Source organism: Aurantimonas sp. A3-2-R12, from assembly GCF_036016755.1.
Classification (GTDB): domain Bacteria; phylum Pseudomonadota; class Alphaproteobacteria; order Rhizobiales; family Rhizobiaceae; genus Aurantimonas; species Aurantimonas coralicida_A.
In genome coordinates this window covers 12,285-31,948 of the sequence record NZ_JAYXIH010000024.1, presented here as the reverse complement: position 1 = coordinate 31,948, position 19,664 = coordinate 12,285, and the positions used below count along the sequence as shown (strand labels likewise).

The 19,664-nt window shown below is 64.8% G+C and carries 20 protein-coding genes; 7 read left to right on the top strand and 13 right to left on the bottom strand.

The window, feature by feature from the left end:
• Nucleotides 1-65: 65 nt before the first annotated feature.
• From VSX60_RS13535 to VSX60_RS13525, 3 genes are all read right to left on the bottom strand, one after another.
• Nucleotides 66-572 carry a hypothetical protein gene (locus VSX60_RS13535; RefSeq protein WP_327624740.1) on the bottom strand — a complete coding sequence of 169 codons (507 nt, stop codon included), beginning with the start codon at nt 570-572 and terminating at the stop codon, nt 66-68.
• A gap of 121 nt (nt 573-693) precedes the next feature.
• Complete coding sequence (gene yddG / locus VSX60_RS13530; protein WP_327624739.1) at nt 694-1,560, bottom strand: aromatic amino acid exporter YddG; 867 nt, start codon at nt 1,558-1,560, stop codon at nt 694-696.
• 90 nt (nt 1,561-1,650) lie between these two features.
• Nucleotides 1,651-2,439, bottom strand: coding sequence for a DUF3108 domain-containing protein (locus VSX60_RS13525; protein WP_327624738.1), 789 nt, complete (start codon nt 2,437-2,439; stop codon nt 1,651-1,653).
• A gap of 331 nt (nt 2,440-2,770) precedes the next feature.
• On the opposite strand from VSX60_RS13525, the gene rpmB reads away from it, so the two are divergent.
• Both rpmB and VSX60_RS13515 read left to right on the top strand, forming a co-directional pair.
• Entirely contained in the window at nt 2,771-3,067 is a 297-nt protein-coding gene (gene rpmB, locus VSX60_RS13520) for a 50S ribosomal protein L28 (RefSeq protein WP_327624737.1), read from the top strand.
• Between the two features lie 100 nt (nt 3,068-3,167).
• Nucleotides 3,168-3,851 (top strand): queuosine precursor transporter, encoded by a 684-nt coding sequence (locus VSX60_RS13515; protein WP_327624736.1) that lies wholly within the window; start codon nt 3,168-3,170, stop codon nt 3,849-3,851.
• On the opposite strand, the gene VSX60_RS13510 is transcribed toward VSX60_RS13515, so the two are convergent.
• From VSX60_RS13510 to VSX60_RS13485, 6 genes are all read right to left on the bottom strand, one after another.
• The gene (locus VSX60_RS13510; protein WP_327624735.1) at nt 3,800-4,903 is read right to left on the bottom strand and encodes an esterase-like activity of phytase family protein; all 1,104 of its coding nucleotides are present in this window, start codon (nt 4,901-4,903) and stop codon (nt 3,800-3,802) included. The genes VSX60_RS13515 and VSX60_RS13510 overlap by 52 nt on opposite strands.
• On the bottom strand, nt 4,903-6,813 hold the full coding sequence (gene cobT / locus VSX60_RS13505; protein ID WP_327624733.1) for a cobaltochelatase subunit CobT: 1,911 nt from the start codon (nt 6,811-6,813) through the stop codon (nt 4,903-4,905). Before cobT ends, VSX60_RS13510 begins: the two co-directional genes overlap by 1 nt.
• Nucleotides 6,814-6,816: 3 nt before the next feature.
• On the bottom strand, nt 6,817-7,077 hold the full coding sequence (locus VSX60_RS13500) for a type II toxin-antitoxin system HicB family antitoxin (RefSeq protein WP_327624732.1): 261 nt from the start codon (nt 7,075-7,077) through the stop codon (nt 6,817-6,819).
• Nucleotides 7,078-7,079: 2 nt separating this feature from the next.
• Nucleotides 7,080-7,322: a type II toxin-antitoxin system HicA family toxin gene (locus tag VSX60_RS13495; protein WP_327624731.1), complete on the bottom strand. Its 243-nt coding sequence runs from the start codon at nt 7,320-7,322 to the stop codon at nt 7,080-7,082.
• Nucleotides 7,323-7,430: 108 nt separating this feature from the next.
• Complete coding sequence (cobS, locus tag VSX60_RS13490) at nt 7,431-8,417, bottom strand: cobaltochelatase subunit CobS (protein WP_327624730.1); 987 nt, start codon at nt 8,415-8,417, stop codon at nt 7,431-7,433.
• A 261-nt stretch (nt 8,418-8,678) separates the two neighbouring features.
• Nucleotides 8,679-9,299, bottom strand: a complete 621-nt coding sequence (locus VSX60_RS13485; protein WP_327624729.1) for a J domain-containing protein — start codon at nt 9,297-9,299, stop codon at nt 8,679-8,681.
• Between the two features lie 146 nt (nt 9,300-9,445).
• On the opposite strand from VSX60_RS13485, the gene VSX60_RS13480 reads away from it, so the two are divergent.
• On the top strand, nt 9,446-9,748 hold the full coding sequence (locus VSX60_RS13480; RefSeq protein ID WP_327624728.1) for a BolA family protein: 303 nt from the start codon (nt 9,446-9,448) through the stop codon (nt 9,746-9,748).
• 38 nt (nt 9,749-9,786) lie between these two features.
• Here the strand turns inward: VSX60_RS13480 and VSX60_RS13475 are convergent, their stop codons facing one another.
• From VSX60_RS13475 to VSX60_RS13465, 3 genes are read right to left on the bottom strand one after another with little or no spacing between them, the layout of a single operon-like run.
• The gene (locus VSX60_RS13475) at nt 9,787-11,274 is read right to left on the bottom strand and encodes an HlyC/CorC family transporter (protein ID WP_327624727.1); all 1,488 of its coding nucleotides are present in this window, start codon (nt 11,272-11,274) and stop codon (nt 9,787-9,789) included.
• On the bottom strand, nt 11,271-12,422 hold the full coding sequence (aroB, locus tag VSX60_RS13470) for a 3-dehydroquinate synthase (RefSeq protein ID WP_327624726.1): 1,152 nt from the start codon (nt 12,420-12,422) through the stop codon (nt 11,271-11,273). The genes VSX60_RS13475 and aroB overlap by 4 nt, the downstream gene beginning before the upstream one ends.
• Nucleotides 12,419-13,000 (bottom strand): shikimate kinase, encoded by a 582-nt coding sequence (locus tag VSX60_RS13465; protein ID WP_327624725.1) that lies wholly within the window; start codon nt 12,998-13,000, stop codon nt 12,419-12,421. Before VSX60_RS13465 ends, aroB begins: the two co-directional genes overlap by 4 nt.
• A 158-nt stretch (nt 13,001-13,158) precedes the next feature.
• Here VSX60_RS13465 and VSX60_RS13460 point away from each other — a divergent pair, with 158 nt between their 5' ends.
• From VSX60_RS13460 to VSX60_RS13445, 4 genes are all read left to right on the top strand, one after another.
• A complete protein-coding gene (locus VSX60_RS13460) occupies nt 13,159-13,344 on the top strand; it encodes a histidine kinase (protein WP_442872910.1) in 186 nt (61 codons plus the stop codon).
• The gene (locus VSX60_RS13455) at nt 13,341-14,324 is read left to right on the top strand and encodes a site-specific tyrosine recombinase XerD (RefSeq protein ID WP_327624724.1); all 984 of its coding nucleotides are present in this window, start codon (nt 13,341-13,343) and stop codon (nt 14,322-14,324) included. The genes VSX60_RS13460 and VSX60_RS13455 overlap by 4 nt, the downstream gene beginning before the upstream one ends.
• Nucleotides 14,325-14,503: 179 nt before the next feature.
• On the top strand, nt 14,504-15,457 hold the full coding sequence (locus tag VSX60_RS13450) for an acetyl-CoA carboxylase carboxyltransferase subunit alpha (RefSeq protein WP_327624723.1): 954 nt from the start codon (nt 14,504-14,506) through the stop codon (nt 15,455-15,457).
• A 288-nt stretch (nt 15,458-15,745) separates the two neighbouring features.
• Entirely contained in the window at nt 15,746-16,744 is a 999-nt protein-coding gene (locus tag VSX60_RS13445; protein WP_442873101.1) for a L,D-transpeptidase family protein, read from the top strand.
• A gap of 170 nt (nt 16,745-16,914) precedes the next feature.
• Here VSX60_RS13445 and secA read toward each other — a convergent pair whose 3' ends face one another.
• A complete protein-coding gene (secA, locus tag VSX60_RS13440; protein WP_327624722.1) occupies nt 16,915-19,641 on the bottom strand; it encodes a preprotein translocase subunit SecA in 2,727 nt (908 codons plus the stop codon).
• Nucleotides 19,642-19,664: the final 23 nt, after the last annotated feature.

Sequence of the window (19,664 nt, the reverse complement as noted above, 5' to 3'; positions counted from 1 at the left end):
CTCCGATGGTTGTCCGTTCGCCGGGCTGGGTGGAAGCGGATCGCCTCCACCCGTGTGACGCGGGATCAGCGGCGTCCCTGGATCACGACGGAGATATTGTTTCCGCCACTCTGGACGATGCTGGTGCTCTGGCCGCTGCCGACCTGGATGGTCGCGGCGGCGTTATTGCTGCCGCTCTGCTGGATCATGGCCTCGTTGTCGCTGCCCATTTGCGCGGCCCCGGCGATGTTGCCGCGCCCGGTCTGGGTGATCTCACCATAGTTGCGGCTGCCCTCCTGGCCGATCACGACCTCGTTGCGCGCGCCAAGCTGGTCGGTGAATGCCCGGTTGGAGCGGCCGCGCTGGAAGGTGTCGGAGTAGTTGCGGTTCCCCTTCTGTATGGTTCTGACGTCGTTGCGCCGACCACGCTGGGTCTGGAAGATCACGCTGGACGAGCCGTCCTGGCTGATCGCGGCGCCATTGCCCCAACCGGACTGGTTGACGACGGTGCGGCTGCCGGCCGAGGCGATATCCAAGGTGGCGGCGGAGAACAGGCTGGCGAGGGCGGCGGCAGTGATAATCAGGCGCTTCATTGCAGTCTTCCTTCGTTGCGACGTCCAGAAGTGGCGTCCGATGACGATGGATGATGTGTAGGAAATCGCGGGTGATCCGGTCGTGAACGCGCCGTTGTGCGCCGTTCACAATCACTGGCGATCAGTTTGGCAGCAGCCGCCGAAACAGCGGCAGCGCCGCGAGGCAGGCGCCGAGGGTGATCAGCACGGCGGCCGCGACGATTGCGCCAGTCAGGGCCGCTTCCCCCGCCGCGACCAGGACCAGCGTCGACAGGAGCGGCGCGGCATAGCTCGACGCGCCGATGATCTGGATGTTGCCGTGCTTGACGCCGTGGTCCCAAACATAGAAGGCGCCGCCGACCGGCAGCAGCCCCAGCAGGAGGACGGCCAGCCATTCGCCGGAGGTCTGCGGCCAGACGGTTGCCTCGAAGATGAGGTGAGCGATCAGCGAGAGCACCGCCGTTCCTGCGCAGAAACCGGTGACGACGTCGCTCGGAACAGTGCCGAAGCGGCGCGACAGCAGGGAATAGCTCGACCAGGTGAGGGCGCAGAGCCCGGCCAGCGCATAACCAAAGACGTAGTCGGGCGAAAAGGCGATGGCGCCGCCACCGGTGACAATCAGCGCCGCGCCGGCAAGGCCGAGGAAGGCGCCCGCTGCGTGAAACCAGCGCAGCCGCTCGCCGGGAAGCATGGCAGAGCCGAGCACGATGAACAGCGGCCAGAGATAGGCGATCAGGCTCGCCTCGGCCGTCGGGGCATTGCGCAGGGCGGCGAAATAGAGCGCGTGATAGCCGAACAGCCCGCCTACGCCGAGAATCCAGACGGCCAGCGGTTGCCGGAACACCGCCATCCCGGTTCCGCGGGCTTTCATTGCGACAAGACCGACGAGAGTGGCAATGACGAACGTCATGGCGGCGAGCTGAAACGGCGGCACCGCGCCGCTGCGGGCCGTCAAAAGCGCCAGCAGCGACCACATCAGCACCGCCGAAAAGCCCAGAAAAGTTCCCAAACCCGCGTCCCACAATCCGTATCGACGCGTGCTTATGGGCGGCAGGCCGTTATCCGGTCAATGCGGTGCTCAGGAACAAGGCTCTGACGGTCACTTCACCGACACGGAGGTCGCTTGCAGCGTCAGGGATCCGACCTGGGTCGGGATGCGGGCGTAGACCGGCACGAAAAGATCGGGGCGCGCGATCGGCGCGAACCAGATCTGGATCGTCTGCTTTGCCAGATAGGTCAGGCCCTTCGACGATGCGTCATAGCCGCCGACCGGCCGGATCTTGACGTTGCAGATCGTGGCCGGACCGGAATAGCCGGGCATCGAATAGGTCTTCGTTCCGGCCGGCGTAAGCCGCAGGTCGAGTCGCGACCAGCCGTCGTAGAAGGGCAGGGTTCGCTTGCACACGGAGGCGGCGTCGCTCGTCTTGATCATCAGGCCGCTCAAGGGGTCGACGACGGCGGCGAGTTGGGATCGCTTGACCGGCACGTAGCTCGGCTTCGGCTTTTCGCGCTTCGGGCTGACGCTCGCCGCGGTGACCCGTCCACCACTGAAGGCGACCTCGCTTTTCCAGCGCTTGTCGTCGCTCGAATAATCGAGTCCGTAGCTGTCGGGGGCAAAGCTCTTGCCGGTTACCCGACCGGAGACCCGGCTGGTGCCGGCGGTGTCGGAGACCAAACTGCCGAGGCCGGCGGAGGAGAGGGTGCCCTTGACCGAAAAACGGCCACCGTCGATCACCGTGTCGAAGGATGCCTTGCCGATCTTGAGGCCGATGACCGCCATGCCGTATTGTGTCGTCACCGTCTGGCGATCGGTCGTGGCATCGGCCGGGCCGATCGCATGGACCCCGGCCAGTATCGCGACGCCGAGAAGAAGCTGTTTCAGTGTCATCGGTTTGCCTTCAAGGCTGAGAAAAATCGTTGACGCAGCCGTGACAGTGCGATCAGTGCGCTTTTGTGGCGCGGGAGTGCGATCCCGCAAAGTTGTAACGGCTTGACGCATTCCTTCGCGCGGCCTATAGAGCCGGTCGAATTTCCGGTCTTGCCCGACAGCGATGATCGCGCCGTTTAGAGCATCGGACCAAAAAGTGGAATCCGGTTTTTGGGTCATTCCGATGCTCAATCAAAGTGGTAGAGCGTCCTTTGTGCGTCCGGATGGACGCACGGCGCTCTAGCGGCGGCGCGCCCGGATCGGGTGTTACGTTAATCTGAAAGGTGATCCGATGTCACGCACCTGCGAACTCACTGGAAAAGCTGTCCAGTCAGGCAACAATGTCAGCCACGCGAACAACAGGACGCGTCGCAAGTTCTTGCCGAATCTGTGCAACGTCACGCTGATCTCCGATTCGCTCGGACAGCGCTATCGCCTGCGCGTTTCGGCGTATGCGCTGCGCTCGGTCGAGCATCGTGGCGGCCTCGACGCCTTCCTGCTCAAGGCGGACGCCGGCGAGTTGTCGCAGCGTGCCCGCCTGCTCAAGCGTCAGATCGCCAAGAAGGCGACCGAAGCCGCGGCCAGCTAAGGCTGTTGCCGGCCGCGCGAGGCGGCCGGGCCATGCGATGATCCTTACCGGTCGCGAGCCCCGCGTCCGGCATACTGGTTCCATTACCCAGGTTAAAAAAATGAAGCCCTTGCGAATCTATCTTCTGCCCGTCGCGGCGATGACGACGATCGTCCTCGCCGCGAACATCGCCGTGCAGTTTCCCCTCTTTGCTCAGCTCGGTTCGCTTCAACTCGCGGACATTCTGACCTGGGGCGCCTTCGTCTATCCCTTCGCCTTCCTGGTCACCGATCTCACCAACCGGCGCTACGGCCCGCAGGTGGCGCGGCGCGCCGTCTATGTGGGCTTTGCCATGGCGGTGCTGTGCTCGATCGTGGTGCCGCCGCTGCTGTTCGATCTCGGCCTGCTCGGCTACGCCACAGCAGCCGAGCGCCTGTTCCGCATCGCCATCGCCTCGGGCACGGCGTTCCTGGCGGCCCAGTTGCTCGACATCGCCGTCTTCAACCGGTTGCGGGGGGCGAGCTGGTGGCGGGCGCCGGCGGCCTCGTCGATCTCGGGGTCGGTGCTCGATACGTTCGTGTTTTTCACCGTGGCCTTCGCGCCGGTGTTCCTGTTCCTGGGGCCGAACGAGCCCTTCGCGTTGGAAAATGCTCCGCTTCTCGGCGTTTTTGCCACCGAAGCTCCGCGCTGGTTGTCCTGGGGGCTCGGCGATCTGGGAGTGAAACTCCTCATCGCCGTCTTCGCGCTGGTGCCCTACCGGGTCATCATGCAGCAGTTCATGCCGTATCGGACCGCGCAGGCCTGAGGGACACCGGACGAGCGCGGCTGATCAGTTGATCGGCGCGGGCTGATCGGCAGACGAAACTCCAAGAGCAGATTGCGCTGGAAGATCGAGCCGTTATCGTCGGAAACGAGGGTGAGCCTGGTGCCGCCCTCGGCATCGATCCAGACGTCCAGCCCTTCCATATTGTCGATCTCGTCCGACAGATCGGCTTCCATGAGTACCGGACCGTCGACGAGCGCACCGGGCCGGATGCTCGCTCCGGCGATCCGGCGGATCCGGATGCCGAGGCCACCCATGAAGCCTTGGTAGCGGCGTTCGAGCAGCAGGAGGTCGCCACCCGGGAGGAAAGCGCCGTCGGAGGCGTCCCAGTCGGCGTCCTTGCGGACCTTGAAGACACCGTTCGAGGCGCCGTCGAAGATCGCCGCGAAGAGATTGCCGTCGGGATCGATGGACCGCTCCGCGATGGCGATCCGCGCGCCGGCAAGCGGGCTTTTGGCGGGGGCGGTGGCGATCGTCTCGATGCCGCGATTGGTCCGCAACTCGTGCCGGGGGAGGGGCAAGGGGATTTCGCGGGCCGTTTCGCCGAATGGCGCGCGCGGGTTCTTGTAGACATAGATTCGGTGATCGCGCTCGAAACCGACGAACACGCGGTCGCCGTCGATCGACAGCGATTCGGCGTCGGCGGCGATTTTGCCGCGCATCGGCTGGCCGTCGGGACCGAGAAGCGGCGCGATCACGGCATCGCCAAAGCCTGTCGGCCGGCCGGAGGCATCCCGCTCGATGCGGCCGGCGAACCAGTTGCCGGTGTCGGTGACGGCGAGGAACCGCTCGCCGCCGTCCAGCAGGCGGATCGCCGAGACACCCTTGAGGCGGCTGGCGCGCGACCAGAATTCGAAGCCGCCGACGAAATCGAGGTCGCCGTAACGACCCGAGGCGGAATCCTTGCCGAAGTGGGCAATCGGTTTGGCGGAGACGTCGATCGATTCCGCCTCCGTCGCTTGGCCGGGCGTCATCAGCGCCGCAAGCACGACAAGCGACGCAAGGAACCGCGCTCTGCCTTGCGATAGAGCCATCAATACCGTCCGCCGGCCGCGACCTTGCGGCGCGGGGGCTTCCGGCCGCGGCTTTCGTCCTCGAAGAGATCGGCGAGCTGTTCGGTCATCGCGCCGGCCAGCTCCTCGGCGTCGACGATGGTCACCGCCCGGCGATAGTAGCGGGTGACGTCGTGACCGATGCCGATGGCGAGCAGCTCGACCGACGAGCGTGTCTCGATCTCCTCGATCACCGCGCGCAGATGCCGTTCCAGATAATTGCCCGGATTGACCGACAGCGTCGAATCGTCGACCGGCGCGCCGTCCGAGATCATCATCAAAATGCGCCGCTGCTCGGGCCGCGCCAGCAGGCGGTTGTGCGCCCAGATCAGCGCCTCGCCGTCGATGTTCTCCTTGAGCAGCCCCTCGCGCATCATCAGGCCGAGATTGCGCCGCGCCCGGCGCCAGGGCGAATCGGCGGATTTGTAGATGATGTGCCTGAGATCGTTGAGGCGGCCGGGCTTGGCCGGCTTGCCCGCCTTCAGCCACGTCTCGCGCGACTGGCCGCCCTTCCAGGCGCGGGTGGTGAAGCCGAGCACCTCGACCTTGACGCCGCACCGCTCCAGCGTACGGGCGAGAATGTCGGCGCAGGTTGCCGCGACGGTGATCGGCCGGCCGCGCATCGAACCGGAATTGTCGATCAGCAGCGTGACGATCGTGTCGCGGAAGTCGGTGTCGCGCTCCATCTTGTAGGAGAGCGGCTGCATGGGATCGATGACCAGGCGGTGCAGCCTGGCGCTGTCGAGGTAGCCTTCCTCGAGATCGAAATCCCACGACCGGTTCTGCTGCGCCATCAGGCGGCGCTGCAGGCGGTTGGCGAGGCGCCCGACAACACCTTGGAGCGCCGCGAGCTGCTTGTCGAGAAACGAGCGCAACCGGTCGAGCTCGGCCTCGTCGCACAGCTCCTCGGCGCCGATCATTTCGTCGAAGGCCTGGGAGAACACCTTGTAGTCGGCGGCGAGGCTGGAATTGTTCAGCGGCTGGTTCGGTCGCCGCGAATCGCCGGGGGTTTCGGCGTCCTGGCTGTCGTCGTCGGTCGGATCCTCGGCGCTGGTTTCCGACGATTCGGCTTCCGCCGCGTCTTGGTTCTCGCCCTCGGTCTCGCTCTCCTGCGCCTCGGCCTCGTCGGTGCCGCTTTCCTTCTCCGAGCCGCCGTCTTCCGAATCACGGGTCTGGCTGTCGCCCTGCTCTTCGTCCTCGTCGCTTTCCTCGCTCTCGTTCTCGTCGCCGAGCTTTTCGGCCATCTCCAGCGAGACGAGCATGTCGCGCATGGCGCGAGCGAAATCTTCCTGATCGCCGACGGTTTCCGTCAGTCGGTCGAATTTTTCACCGGCCTTGCCGTCGACGAAGTCGCGCCAGACGTCGACCAGCGCCCGCGCGCTCTTGGGCACCGGCCGGCCGGTCAGCTTCTCGCGTACCATCAGCGCGACCGCGTCCTCGATCGGCGCGTCGGTCCGGTCGGTCACGTCGGTGAGGTTGGAGCGGACATATTTGTCCTCGAGCATGGCGGCGAGGTTGTCGCCGACGCCCTGCATGGCCTTGGCGCCGATCGCCTCGCAGCGGGCCTGCTCGACGGCGTCGTAGACGGCCCGCGCGGCCTTGCCCTCGGGGGACAGGCTGGCATGCAGCTTGGTGTCGTGGCGCGCCTTGCGCAGCGCCATCGCGTCGGCAAGGCCGCGGGTGACGGCAAGGTCGTTCCGGGTGGCGCGCTTGGGCAGTTCGGGCAAGCGCGCGCGCGCGCCGGACAGCCCCGGCCGCTCGGAAGCGTAGGTGACTTCGAGTTCGGGATCGCCGGCGATGGCACGCAGGCATCCCGAGACGGCGCGCCGGAACGGCTCCCGGTCGACGGGCTTATGCGATGCGGGGCGCTGGTTGTCGCCGATGCGGGCCATGGTCTACTCGGCGGCTTCGAGCGCCCGCCGGGATGGAGTGGGGATATCCTCTCCGTCGGCGAGAGCGCCTTCGATCCAGCACAAGGCGGCGGATCTCACGTCCAAGATCGCTTCCATTTCAGTCTCGCCATCGCCCATGCACCCCGGCAAATCAGGGATCGTTGCGAGGAATCCACCGCCATCATCCTCAGAAAGCGGTGTTACCGTCACCGTATAGGCTTCCGGCCGGAACGCCGTGCCGTCGGCATGTTTGAAATTTGCCATCATCACAACTCGGTATCTGGGTTCTGAAGGTAACGTATCAATTGGCGAATATAGTGTGGCTTGATCGGTTTGTGCGCGGGCACTGTCAGCCGATCCCGCTTCCCGTCCATCTTGACGTAAAAATGCGACCCACCGCCCGGCGGAGCCGCAAACTTCGCGCCGGCCTCGCGACATGCTTTTTCAACATCACGAATTCGCCAATCGGCCTTGGGGTTGGCACGCATCTTCTCGATGGTTTTTCCCATCAGCCCACACTATTCGGTGTGTTGGCGCACCGGAATGGCTCCCGGTCGACGGATTTCTGCGATGCGGGGCGCTGGTTGTCGCCGATGCGGGCCATGGCCGTCCGTCCGTCAGTCCAACACGATATTCGCCGCGCTTTCCGGCAGTTCCTCGCCGAAGGCGCGCTGGTAGAATTCCGCGACGAGCGCGCGTTCCAGATCGTCGCATTTGTTGAGGAAGGTCAGCCGGAAGGCGAAGCCGAGGTCGCCGAAAATCTCGGCGTTCTCGGCCCAGGTGATCACCGTGCGCGGGCTCATCACCGTCGACAGATCGCCATTGACGAAGGCCGAGCGGGTGAGGTCGGCGACGCGCACCATCTTGGAGACGGTCTCGCGTCCCTCCTTCGAATTATAGCTTTTCGCCTTGGAGACGACGATGCCGACCTCGTTGTCGTGCGGCAGGTAGTTCAGCGTCGTGACGATCGACCAGCGGTCCATCTGCGCCTGGTTGATCTGCTGAGTGCCGTGATAGAGCCCGGTCGTATCGCCGAGGCCGACGGTGTTGGCGGTCGCGAACAGCCGGAAGGCGGGATGCGGGCGCACCACGCGGCTCTGGTCGAGCAGCGTCAGGCGGCCGGAGGATTCCAGCACCCGCTGGATGACGAACATCACGTCCGGGCGGCCGGCGTCGTATTCGTCGAAGACCAGCGCGACATTGTGCTGATAGGCCCAGGGCAGGATGCCTTCGCGAAACTCGGTGACCTGCATGCCGTCGCGCACGACGATCGCATCCTTGCCGACCAGGTCGATGCGGCTGACATGGCTGTCGAGATTGACGCGCACGCAGGGCCAGTTCAGCCGCGCGGCCACTTGCTCGATATGCGTCGACTTGCCGGTGCCGTGATAGCCCGACACCATGACGCGGCGGTTCTTGGCGAAGCCTGCCAGGATCGCCAGCGTCGTCGGCTTGTCAAAGATGTAATCGGGGTCCAGCTCGGGAACGTGGAGGTCGCTCTTCGAATAGGCTGGGACGGTCAGGTCGCTTTCGAAACCGAAGGTTTCGCGGACGGAGATCGTGGTGTCCGGCAGGCCGGCCACTTCCTGTTCCGCTGCACTCATCATACCTCCAACGGTCCGGCACTCGTTCGGGCGATTCGCCGCGGACCCTGTCAAATCTGCCATACNGGCCACTTCCTGTTCCGCTGCACTCATCATACCTCCAACGGTCCGGCACTCGTTCGGGCGATTCGCCGCGGACCCTGTCAAATCTGCCATACCATGCCGCCGGGCGCCCAACGGCCTTCCCGGTGACAATTGAATACGACGCCGGTCTTTAGGACCGGCGTCACGGCGCAAGCTGCAAGCTCCGCCGTGAATGGCCTAGCAAAATCCGGATTGTTTCAAAAGCTTGTAGGCTTGAATCACTTCACGCAACCGATCTTCGGTGCCGCGGTCGCCGCCATTGGCATCGGGATGCAGCTGCTTGACGAGGTTCTTGTAGCGCGCGCGAATGGCTTCCGCAGACGCCTGCTGGCTCAGATCCAGCGTCTTCAGCGCCTTGGCCTCCAGGGAGCGGACCTTCGTCCGCCGGGCTTGCGGCCGGGGTGGGGCGTCCTCGCCGGTGAAGATGTTGAAGGGGTCCCGCGTCCGCCCGTTCCTGCGCTTGGTGCGGGCGGCCGTTGCCGCCTTTGCCGCGTCGCCGGGGGCCGCGCCGCTGTGGCCCATTTTCCAGGTCGGGCGGTCGCCGGTCAGCGAATCCTTGAGGTGGCGCTGGATGTCCTTGTCATCGAGACCGGAAAAATAGTTGTAGGACTTGTTGTACTGCCGGACGTGGTCGACGCAGAAATGCAGATACTGACCCTCGTGGTCGCGACCCATCGGTGCCTTGTAGATGCCGGCCTCGTCGCAGCCTTCCCACGCGCATTCGGGCGCGCGCGGCTTGTCGGCGGCACGTTTGCCTTTGACGCGGATCGCGTCGAAATATTTTGAATCGAGCTTCATTGCGGTGGATTATGGTGCCCTACACCCGAACGAACAAGAATTGACAGAACGGAAAAAGCCGGAAACTCAAGGGGTCCGGCGGTTTCGCGCAAGCTTCACGGGGCCGAAATCGGCCAGAAAATCGGCCTCAGGAGACAAAGACGTCCATGAATATCAAGACCACAATCGAGACGAAACTGGCCGAGGCATTCGCGCCCGAGACGCTGGCCGTCATCGACGAAAGCCATCTCCACGCCGGCCATCATCATGCTGAAAGTGGAGATGACGCCACCTTCGACGGCTCCGGGGGCACGCATTTCCGCGTCAGACTGGTGAGCGAGGCCTTCGCCGGCAAGAGCCGCGTCGAACGCCACCGGGCGGTCAATGCGATTTTGAAGGAGCAATTGGCCTCCGGCGTGCATGCACTGGCGATCGAGGCCTCGGCGCCCGGCGAGGCGACACGGCGCTGATTCGGTCGCGGCGACAAAAGATCGCAGTGATCTGAGGATCAGTCACGTCGATCGTCTGAATCTTCGCTGTCCGATGCCGGTAGATCAGCGCTGTCCTCCAGCCCTTCCGGGCCCGGTGAGCCATCGGCCTCGTCGGCCGATATGACGGCTTCGTTCTCGAACATATCGTAGTCGTCGTCGAAGTCGCCATCGGTCTCCGGCAGCGGCGCCGAGGCGCCGGCCGCGGCTGCGTGACCGCCGAGTTTTTTCGGTGGCACCAGCACGGTCGCCGGTCGGATGCGCAGCTTGGCGATGCGGTTCTTCTCGCGCTTGAGGACGGTGAAGCGCTTGTGGAAGAAGGTGAAGGCCTGCCGCTCTTCCGGGATCGTCTGGGTTTCATGGATGACCAGCCCGGCGATCGTCACCGCCTCCTCGTCCGGCAGGTTCCAGTCCAGCGCCCGGTTGAGGTCGCGGATGGGCACCTGGCCGTCGACGATGACCGAGCCATCGGCCTCGATCTTGACGCCCTGCATGTCGATGTCGTGCTCGTCGGCGATGTTGCCGACGATCTCTTCCAGAATGTCTTCGAGCGTGATCAGCCCTTCGACCTCGCCATATTCGTCGACGACAATGGCGAAATGCGACTTGCGGCGCAAAAAGGCGTTGAGCTGGTCCTGCAGCGTCGTCGTCTCGGGCACAAACCAGGGGGCGGTGCAGATATTGAGGATGTCCACCTTGGCGGGGTCGTTTTCGACGTCATGCAGGGCGCGCAGTAGATCCTTGGCGTGAATCACCCCAACGATATTGTCGTAGTGGCCACGCCACACGGGCAAGCGGGTGTAAGGGCTTTCGAGGATCTGCTTGACGATTTCGGCCGGTCCGTCATCGGCGTTCACTTGCCGCATCCCGGTGCGGTGGATCATCACGTCGGAGACTTCGAGCTCGTGCAGGTCGAGCAGTCCGCCCAGCCGGTTGCGGTCGGCATTGACGAGCGCGCCCTCGCGGTGGAGCACTTCGACGGCGCCGCGCAGTTCCTCGTGGGCGGTCAGCAGCGAGGCGTCGGATTCCAGGCTGACGCCGAACATGGCGAGGACGCGCCGGACGATCCAGTTGACGATGCGGGTCAACGGCCCGAACAGCGCGACCATAACCGAGACCGGCCGGGCGACGGCGAGCGAAAACCCGTCGGGCCGGGCGATCGCGGCCGATTTCGGCAGAACCTCGCCGAAAATGACGACGATGATGGTCATGGCGATGGTCGCGTAGACGACGCCGGCCTCCCCGAAGAGCTGGAGAAAAGCGGTGGTGGCCAGCGACGAGGCGAGGATGTTGACGAGATTGTTGCCGATCAGCAGCGCGCCGATCAGCCGATCCTTCTGCTCGATCAGCCGCTGCACGATCCCGGCTCGCAGGTCGCCGTTCTTCTCGAAACTCATCAGCCGCGCGCGCGACACGGCGGTCAAGGCGGTCTCGGAGCCTGAGAAAAACGCCGATATCGAAACCAGGACCAGAACGATGGCGAGCATAATCCACAAGGTGGTGGTCATCGGGCGTTCTCCCGGTCGAGAAAGGCTTCGACGGCTGCCGGCGCGACAGCGGACTCCACGAACGCCTGGCCGATGCCCCGGGTCAGGATGAAGGTCAGGCGGCCGCGTTTGACCTTCTTGTCCTGGGCAATGCCGGCCATCAGCTGCGCGGTGGTGAGCGGCGTGCCGGGGATCGCGCCGATCCGGGTCGGCAGGCCGGCGGCCTGAAGATGCGCTTCGCAACGCTCGGCGGCCTCGGCCGGGCAGAGACCGAGTTCGGCCGAGAAGCGGTAGGCGAGCGTCATGCCGATCGCGACCCCCTCGCCATGCACGAGCCGGCTCGAATCATAACCGACCGCGGCTTCCAGCGCGTGGCCGAAGGTGTGGCCGAGATTCAGCAGCGCGCGGCTGCCGTCCTCGCGTTCGTCCGCCGCCACCACGGCAGCCTTCGCCTCGCAGCTTTGCCGAATCGCGTCCGCCCGCTCGGGGCCGCCGGCGAAGACCGCTTCGCGGTGGCGATCGAGCCAGTCGAAGAATTCCGGTCGGTCAATCAGCCCGTATTTGATGAGCTCGGCGTATCCGGCCGCGAATTCGCGCGGCGACAGCGTGTCGAGCAAAGCCGTGTCGGCGAGGACGAGGGACGGCTGATGGAACGCCCCGACGAGGTTCTTGCCGTGCGGCGAGTTGATGCCGGTCTTGCCGCCGACGGACGAATCGACCTGGGCGAGGAGCGTGGTCGGCACCTGGACGAAGCGCATGCCGCGCCGCACGATCGCGCTGGCGAAGCCGGCGAGGTCGCCGATCACGCCGCCACCGAGGGCGATGACCGCGTCGTCGCGCTCCAGGCGCTGCGCCAGCACCTCGTCGACGACCCGGGTCAGGTGCGCGAAGGATTTCGTCGTCTCGCCAGCCGGCAGGACGATCGTCGAATGGTCGATGCCGGCGGCGCGCAGCGCGATCGACAGACGCTCCAGATGCAGGCCGGCGACGGTCTCGTCGGTGACCACCGCGGCGCGAATGCCCGGCAGCCGGCGCGCGATCTCCTCGCCGGCCGCGTCGATGAGGCCGGGGCCGATCAGGATGTCGTAGGAGCGCGTTCCCAGATCGACGACGACGCGCCGGTGTGCCGTGGCGTCGTTGTCCGCCTGATAGGCCGCTTCACGTTTCATCGGGTACTCTCCGTCTCGAGGTGTCGGTCCAAGGCTTCGAGAATCTCGGCCGCGATGATGTCGCGCTTCACGTCGCGCGTGCCGATAGTGATGTCGGCCTCGGCGTAGACCGGATAACGAATGTCGATGAGGCGGCGCATGACCTCGCGCGGGTCATCAGTCTGCAGCAGCGGCCGATTGGACCGGCGCGACACCCGCTCCATCAGCGTTTCTAGATCGGCCTTCAGCCAGACCGTGATCGCCGTCCGCTTCAGCATGGCGCGCGTTTCCGCGTGCAGATAGGCGCCGCCGCCGGTCGCGATCACCCGCGGGCCCTCGGCGGCGAGGCGGGCAACAACGCGCGCCTCCAGGGCCCGGAACTCGGGCTCGCCATAGGCCTCGAACAGCTCAGGTATGGTCATGCGCGACGCCGCCTCGATCTCGACGTCGGTGTCGCAAAACGGCAAGGCGAGCAATGCGGCGAGCCGACGGCCGACCGTCGTCTTGCCAGCGCCCATCAGGCCGATGAGCGCGATCGAACGGTTGCCGAGTCGGTCCTGGATCGCCGCTGTTCCGTCCGGGGACAATTCGCTTCTCATGGCGCCTTTCGTTACCGTCCCGTGCTTCGGCGTGTGCCGAAGGACAGGAAATCTTAAAAACCGTCGGTTATGCCGGAACAGAACCGGACGCGTCGCTTGCGTCCCGCGCCATTCTCACTAGAAGCAAATGGCCGCAACGGGATCCGACCCAGCAGTGAGTGCGCCAGACCACGATGCCGACCCTCGTTCGCCTCCTGACGACGCTTCTCATCCTCGCCGGCATCATCTACGGCATCATGGCGGCGCTCGTCTACTTCGTCCAACCGACCCGCCACGAGATGACGGTCGAGGTGCCGTTGCCGCAGCTCGATCCGGGGGCGCCGACGGAGAGCCTGCGCCGATGAGCGCGGCCCCCGCTCCGCCCGTTGCCGCCGGCTCGGTCGGCCGGCGCGACGAAGCCGACATCGAAAGCTTCCTCGAGATGATGGCGGTGGAACGGGGCGCTTCCGACAACACCATCGCCGCCTATCGGCGCGATCTCGAGGACGCGGCGGGCTTCGTCGCCGGGCAGGGCGGTTCGCTGACGGGCGCGCAGACGGATGATATTCGCGCCTATATCGCGCGGCTCGGCGCCCGCGGCTTTGCCGAGAGCAGCCGCTCGCGGCGGTTGTCGGCGCTGCGCCAGTTCTACCGCTTTCTCTATGCCGAAGGCCGCCGTGGCGACGATCCCACTGGGCCGATCGAGGGCGCGCGGAAAAAACGGCCGCTGCCGAAGATCATGAGCGAGGACGAGGTCGACCGGCTGATCGGCCGGGCCGACGAGGAGGCGCGAGACCCGGAGGCTTCGCCGCGCCGCCGCGCACGGGCGGCACGGATGTGCGCGCTGGTCGAGCTTCTCTATGCCACCGGGCTGAGGGTCTCCGAACTCGTCAGCCTGCCGCTGTCGGTGCTTCGGGCGAAAAACCGGATGATCGTCGTGCGCGGCAAGGGCGACAAGGAGCGGATGGTGCCGATCGGCGAGGCCGCCCGGGAAGCCTTGGCGCGATTTGCCGAGGCGATGCGGGCGGCGGGCATCGCCGACGACGGGCAATGGCTCTTTCCGGCGCTCTCGGAAAGCGGACACCTGACCCGGCAAGCCTTCGCGCGCGACCTCAAAGCGCTCGCGGTTCGTGCCGGCATTCCCGCCGCGCGGATGTCGCCGCACGTCTTGCGCCATGCCTTCGCCAGCCATCTTCTGCAGAACGGCGCCGATCTGCGGGCGGTACAGGAACTTCTCGGTCATGCCGATATTTCAACGACGCAGATCTACACTCATGTTCTGGAAGAACGCTTGATCCGCCTCGTAACCGATCATCATCCGCTGTCGGCGCTGAGCGGCGATTGATGCGGCGCGCGGGATTCCTTGACAAGGTGGCGGCGCGTAGCCAGTTTCCGCCGCGCATGAAGACCTTCAGCCGATGGCGTCGGAGGGTGGCCGAACGGACCGCCGCCGATTTTGCCTCGCGGCTCACCGGCCGCCCTGCCGGTCGCCACATCCAAAGGACGGCCGACGCCGCGTAACCGATGCACAATTATCTCGATTTCGAAAAACCGGTCGCGGATCTGGAAGGCCAGATCATCGAATTGAAGAAGATCGAGGGGGGCAAGGACGCCGTCGACGTCACCGACGAGATCCAGCGGCTCGAAAAGCGTTCGCGCGATGCCTTGGCCGACCTCTACCGCAAGCTGACTCCGTGGCAGAAGACCCAGGTGGCGCGGCATCCCGACCGGCCGCATTGCCTGGACTATATCAACCGACTGATCACCGATTTCGTGCCGCTGGCCGGCGACCGCTTCTACGCCGAGGATTACGCGATCATCAGCGGATTCGGCCGCCTCGACGGCCAGCCGATCGCGGTCATCGGCCAGGAAAAGGGCTCGGACACGCAAGCCCGCCTCAAGCATAATTTCGGCATGGCCCGGCCCGAGGGCTACCGCAAGGCCGTCCGCATCATGGAACTCGCCGAACGCTTCGCCATCCCCGTACTCACCCTCGTCGACACGGCGGGCGCCTATCCCGGTATCGGCGCCGAGGAGCGCGGCCAGGCCGAGGCCATCGCTCGGTCGACGGAGGCCTGCCTCAATCTCAAGGTCCCGATGGTCTCGCTGGTGATCGGTGAGGGCGGCTCCGGCGGGGCCATCGCCATCGCCACGGCCAATCGTGTGCTCATGCTCGAGCACGCGATCTATTCCGTCATTTCGCCGGAGGCCGGCGCCTCGATCCTCTGGCGCGACGCGACGCGGGCGCGCGACGTCGCTCAGGCGATGAAGATCACCGCGCAGGATCTGATGGGCTTCGGCGTCATCGACGCCATCGTCGAGGAACCCGTCGGGGGCATTCATCGCTCGCCGGAGGAAGGGATCGACAATGCGGCGGATAACGTGCGGGCCGCCTTTGCCGAATTGGCGAGCCTGGACGGCGAGGCCCTGCGGCGCCAGCGTCGGGAGAAATTCCTGGCGATCGGGCGGAATCTTTGATGTCTGTTGCGGTTTTGCCGCGATCGCCGGTTTCCTTACCCTTCGGCATTTGCCAAATTGCGGCCATGGTCGTGGCTTAATACAATAAGTCTTGACTGATCTATCAAGACGCGTGGTTTACGGTTCTGTCACCCTGATCGCGGTACGGATGGATCAAGCGTGCGATGGGCTCAGCCGGCGTCGCCGGGGTTCGCCATCGCAAGAGATCGAGCGGCTCCTCTGTGGCCGCGATCTGAGTGGGGACGAGGATCGCCGGGCGATCCTCGTATGCGATGGGGAATTGAGGGGATGTTCGTCCGACGCCTCGTGACGGCTGCCGCGCTCGCGCTGGGGCTCTTCACGCTTTCCGCCTGCCAATACAGCGATCTCCTGCCGGCGAACGCGCCGCTGCCAGCCGCGCTCGTTCAGGCGATCAATGCCAACGGGATGGGTGTCAAGTCGCCGATCCTCGTGCGGCTGTTCAAGGAAGAATCCGAGCTCGAAGTCTGGAAGCAGAAGACTGACGGGACCTATGCGCTGCTCAAGACCTACCCGATCTGCGCTTGGTCCGGGAAGCTCGGGCCGAAGTTCCAGGAGGGCGACCGGCAGGCGCCGGAAGGTTTTTACACCGTCACGCCGGCGCAGATGAACCCGAACTCGAACTATTATCTGTCCGTCAATATGGGCTTTCCGAACGCCTATGACCGGGCCAACGGACGCACCGGCACCTTCCTGATGATCCACGGCTCGTGCAATTCCGCCGGCTGCTACGCCATGGACAACGGGCAGATCACCGAAATCTTCGCGCTGGCCCGCGAATCCTTCCAGGGTGGCCAGCGGGCGTTCCAGATCCAAGCCTATCCGTTCCGCATGACGCCGAAGAACATGGCGCGGCATCGCAATTCCCAGCACTACGAATTCTGGAAGATGCTGAAGAAGGGCTCGGATCATTTCGAGATCACTCGCCGCCAGCCGAATGTCGGCGTCTGCGATCGGCGGTACGTCTTCGACCAAAGCGCCGAGACCGTCGCCGGCCTTTCCCCGACCGGGGCATGTCCGGACTTTGACCTGGCTCCGGAAGTGGCGGCCAAAGTGACCGCCGACGAGACCAAGGAGCAGACGATTGCGGCGTCGATGACGCCGAGCGAGTTCGCGGAAACCGCCAATTTCAGCTATCGTACGGGCCAGCCGATCAGCGCCGGAGCCTATGCCGAGGAGCAGCATCGCCGCGAGGGCTACGACCGGGAGGGCAACCGCATCGGCCGGTCGTCCTCGGGCGGCTCGATCTTCTCGGGCTTCTCGAAGTAGACGGATTTGCGGATCGGCCCTCGGCCTCGCGTCTAGCACTTTGATTGAGCATCGGAATTATCCAAAATCGGATTCCACTTTTTGGTCCGATGCTCTCAACAAAACGGTCGCCGAAGCTTTGCTCCGGCGGCCGTTTTTTGGATTTGGTTCTACGCGTGGTCGGGCCGTTCTCAGACCAGGGCGCCGTGGCAGTGTTTGAACTTCTTGCCCGACCCGCAGGGACACGGCTCGTTGCGGCCGACCTGACCCCAGCTGTACTTGTTGTCCGGATCGCGGCGAAGGCCGTCGGCCTCGGTCGGGGTGAAGTTCGCGGTGAGCCGCTTGCTGCCGTCTCCGACCTCGTCGACGCCGGTCGATGCGTCGAAGTGATGAGCTTCCATCCGCGGTAGCGGCGGCGCTTCCTGCTCTTCCGGGCGCACGATCTCGACGCTAGCCAACTGCTTCGTCGTCCGCTCGCGCAGATTGCCGAGCATCGCCTCGAACAATTCGAAGGATTCCGACTTGTACTCGATCAGCGGGTCGCGCTGGGCGTAGCCGCGGAAGCCGACGACCGAACGCAGATGGTCGAGATTGACCAGATGCTCCCGCCAGAGCGCATCCAGCGTCTGCAGCACGACATTGCGCTGAACGTAGATCATCACCTCGGGGCCGAAACGCTTCGCCTTGTCGAGGGCAGCGGCATCGGCGGCCTCGCGGATGCGCTCGCGGATGTCGTCCTCGGCGATCCCTTCCTCGGCCGCCCATTCGACGATCGGCAGGTCGAGGTTGAGAAGCTCCAGGGTGTCCGCCTTCAATTCCGCGATCGACCACTGCTCGGGATAAGCCCGTTCGGGAATATGACGCGCGACGATTGCCTCAATGGTTTCGTGGCGCATGTCGGAGATCGTTTCGTCGAGCTCCTCGGCGTCCATCAATTCGATGCGCTGCTCGAAGATGACGCGGCGCTGGTCGTTCATCACGTCGTCGTATTTCAACAAGTTCTTGCGAATGTCGAAATTGCGCGCCTCGACCTTCTTCTGCGCCTTCTCAAGCGCCTTGTTGATCCAGGGATGGACGATCGCCTCGTCCTCCTTCAGGCCAAGCTTGGTCAGCATCGAGTCCATTCGCTCGGACCCGAAGATGCGCATGAGATCGTCCTGCAGCGACAAATAGAACTTCGAGCGGCCGGGATCGCCCTGGCGTCCGGAGCGGCCGCGCAGCTGATTGTCGATCCGCCGGCTTTCGTGGCGCTCGGTCGCCAACACGTAAAGACCGCCAGCCGCGATCGCCTCGTCCTTCAGGCGCTTGATGTCCGCCCGGATCGCATCTTCCTTGGTCTTGCGCTCCGGCCCGTCCGGCATGTCGGCGAGTTCCCGCTCGATCCGCATGTCGGCATTGCCGCCAAGCTGGATGTCGGTGCCGCGGCCGGCCATGTTGGTAGCGATGGTCACTGCGCCGGGTACGCCCGCCTGGGCGACGATGTAAGCTTCCTGCTCGTGATAGCGGGCGTTGAGGACCTGGAAATCCTTCAGGCCGTCCTCGCGCAGCCGTTCGGCGAGCAGCTCGGATTTTTCGATCGAGGTCGTGCCGACCAGAGTCGGCTGGCCGCGCGACGCGGCATCCTGGATTTCCCGGCTGATCGCCCGGAACTTCTCCTCGAAGGTCCGGTACACCTCGTCGTCCTCGTCGAGGCGCAGGATCGGCAGGTTGGTGGGGATCTCGATCACGTCGAGGCCGTAGATATCGCCGAACTCGGAGGCTTCCGTCTGGGCCGTGCCGGTCATGCCGGCCAGCTTCTTGTACATCCGGAAATAGTTCTGGAAGGTGATCGAGGCGAGCGTCTGGTTCTCCGGCTGAACGGTGACGCCTTCCTTGGCCTCGAGCGCCTGATGCAGGCCTTCCGAATAGCGCCGGCCCGGCATCATGCGGCCGGTGAACTCGTCGATGATGACAATCTCGTCGTTGCGGACGATGTAATCCTTGTCGCGCTGGAAGAGCGCGTGGGCCTTCAACGCGTTGTTGACGTGATGGACGATCGCGACGTTCTCGATGTCGTAGAGCGAGTCGCCGACAAGGTGGCCGGCGGCTTCCAGAAGCCGTTCCAGCTTCTCGTTGCCCTCCTCGGTGAAGGTCGCCGTGCGCTGCTTCTCGTCGAGTTCGTAATCGCTCTTGTCGAGCTGCGGGATGAAGGCGTCGATGGTCTTGTAAAGCTCGGAGCGGTCGTCGAGCGGTCCGGAGATGATCAGCGGCGTGCGCGCCTCGTCGATCAGGATCGAGTCGACCTCGTCGACAATGGCGAAGTGGTGGCCGCGCTGGACCATCTGGCCGCGCTCAAACTTCATGTTGTCGCGCAGATAGTCGAAGCCAAGCTCGTTGTTGGTGGCGTAGGTCACGTCGCAGGCATAGGCCGCCCGGCGCTGTTCGTCCGAAAGGCCGTGCACGATGGTGCCCACGGTGAGTCCGAGGAAGCGGTAGAGCCGGCCCATCCATTCGGCATCGCGGGAAGCCAGGTAGTCGTTGACGGTGACGACGTGGACGCCCTTGCCTTCGAGGGCGTTCAGATAGACCGCGAGGGTCGCGACGAGGGTCTTGCCCTCGCCGGTCTTCATCTCGGCGATCGCGCCTGAGTTCAGCACCATGCCGCCGATCATCTGGACGTCGAAATGGCGCATGCCGAGCGCCCGCTTGGCGCCTTCGCGCACGATCGCGAAGGCCGGCGCCAGAAGGTCGTCGATCGTCTTTCCCTCGGCGATCTCAGCGCGAAACGCCTCGGTCTTGGCTCGAAGCTCGTCGTCGGTGAGGCGGGAAAACTCCTCTTCGAAGGCCGCGATGGGCGGGATCTTCGGCTGGAAGCGTCTGACGACCCTCTCATTTGCCGAACCCAGCAACTTACGGGCGAGCCCGCCAAAATTGACCATGAACCGGTCCTTCCAAGTATGTG

Coding starts and splice junctions, on each gene's coding strand:
- aroB (WP_327624726.1), bottom strand. CDS start 12,422: ATGAAACGTGAAGCGGCCTATCAGGCGGACAACGACGCCACGGCACAC.
- VSX60_RS13465 (WP_327624725.1), bottom strand. CDS start 13,000: ATGAGAAGCGAATTGTCCCCGGACGGAACAGCGGCGATCCAGGACCGA.
- VSX60_RS13535 (WP_327624740.1), bottom strand. CDS start 572: ATGAAGCGCCTGATTATCACTGCCGCCGCCCTCGCCAGCCTGTTCTCC.
- VSX60_RS13485 (WP_327624729.1), bottom strand. CDS start 9,299: ATGAAGCTCGATTCAAAATATTTCGACGCGATCCGCGTCAAAGGCAAA.
- VSX60_RS13480 (WP_327624728.1), top strand. CDS start 9,446: ATGAATATCAAGACCACAATCGAGACGAAACTGGCCGAGGCATTCGCG.
- VSX60_RS13475 (WP_327624727.1), bottom strand. CDS start 11,274: ATGACCACCACCTTGTGGATTATGCTCGCCATCGTTCTGGTCCTGGTT.
- VSX60_RS13495 (WP_327624731.1), bottom strand. CDS start 7,322: ATGGGAAAAACCATCGAGAAGATGCGTGCCAACCCCAAGGCCGATTGG.
- VSX60_RS13515 (WP_327624736.1), top strand. CDS start 3,168: ATGAAGCCCTTGCGAATCTATCTTCTGCCCGTCGCGGCGATGACGACG.
- VSX60_RS13525 (WP_327624738.1), bottom strand. CDS start 2,439: ATGACACTGAAACAGCTTCTTCTCGGCGTCGCGATACTGGCCGGGGTC.
- rpmB (WP_327624737.1), top strand. CDS start 2,771: ATGTCACGCACCTGCGAACTCACTGGAAAAGCTGTCCAGTCAGGCAAC.
- VSX60_RS13450 (WP_327624723.1), top strand. CDS start 14,504: ATGCACAATTATCTCGATTTCGAAAAACCGGTCGCGGATCTGGAAGGC.
- secA (WP_327624722.1), bottom strand. CDS start 19,641: ATGGTCAATTTTGGCGGGCTCGCCCGTAAGTTGCTGGGTTCGGCAAAT.
- cobT (WP_327624733.1), bottom strand. CDS start 6,813: ATGGCCCGCATCGGCGACAACCAGCGCCCCGCATCGCATAAGCCCGTC.
- VSX60_RS13500 (WP_327624732.1), bottom strand. CDS start 7,077: ATGGCAAATTTCAAACATGCCGACGGCACGGCGTTCCGGCCGGAAGCC.
- cobS (WP_327624730.1), bottom strand. CDS start 8,417: ATGAGTGCAGCGGAACAGGAAGTGGCCGGCCTGCCGGACACCACGATC.
- VSX60_RS13445 (WP_442873101.1), top strand. CDS start 15,746: ATGTTCGTCCGACGCCTCGTGACGGCTGCCGCGCTCGCGCTGGGGCTC.
- VSX60_RS13455 (WP_327624724.1), top strand. CDS start 13,341: ATGAGCGCGGCCCCCGCTCCGCCCGTTGCCGCCGGCTCGGTCGGCCGG.
- VSX60_RS13510 (WP_327624735.1), bottom strand. CDS start 4,903: ATGGCTCTATCGCAAGGCAGAGCGCGGTTCCTTGCGTCGCTTGTCGTG.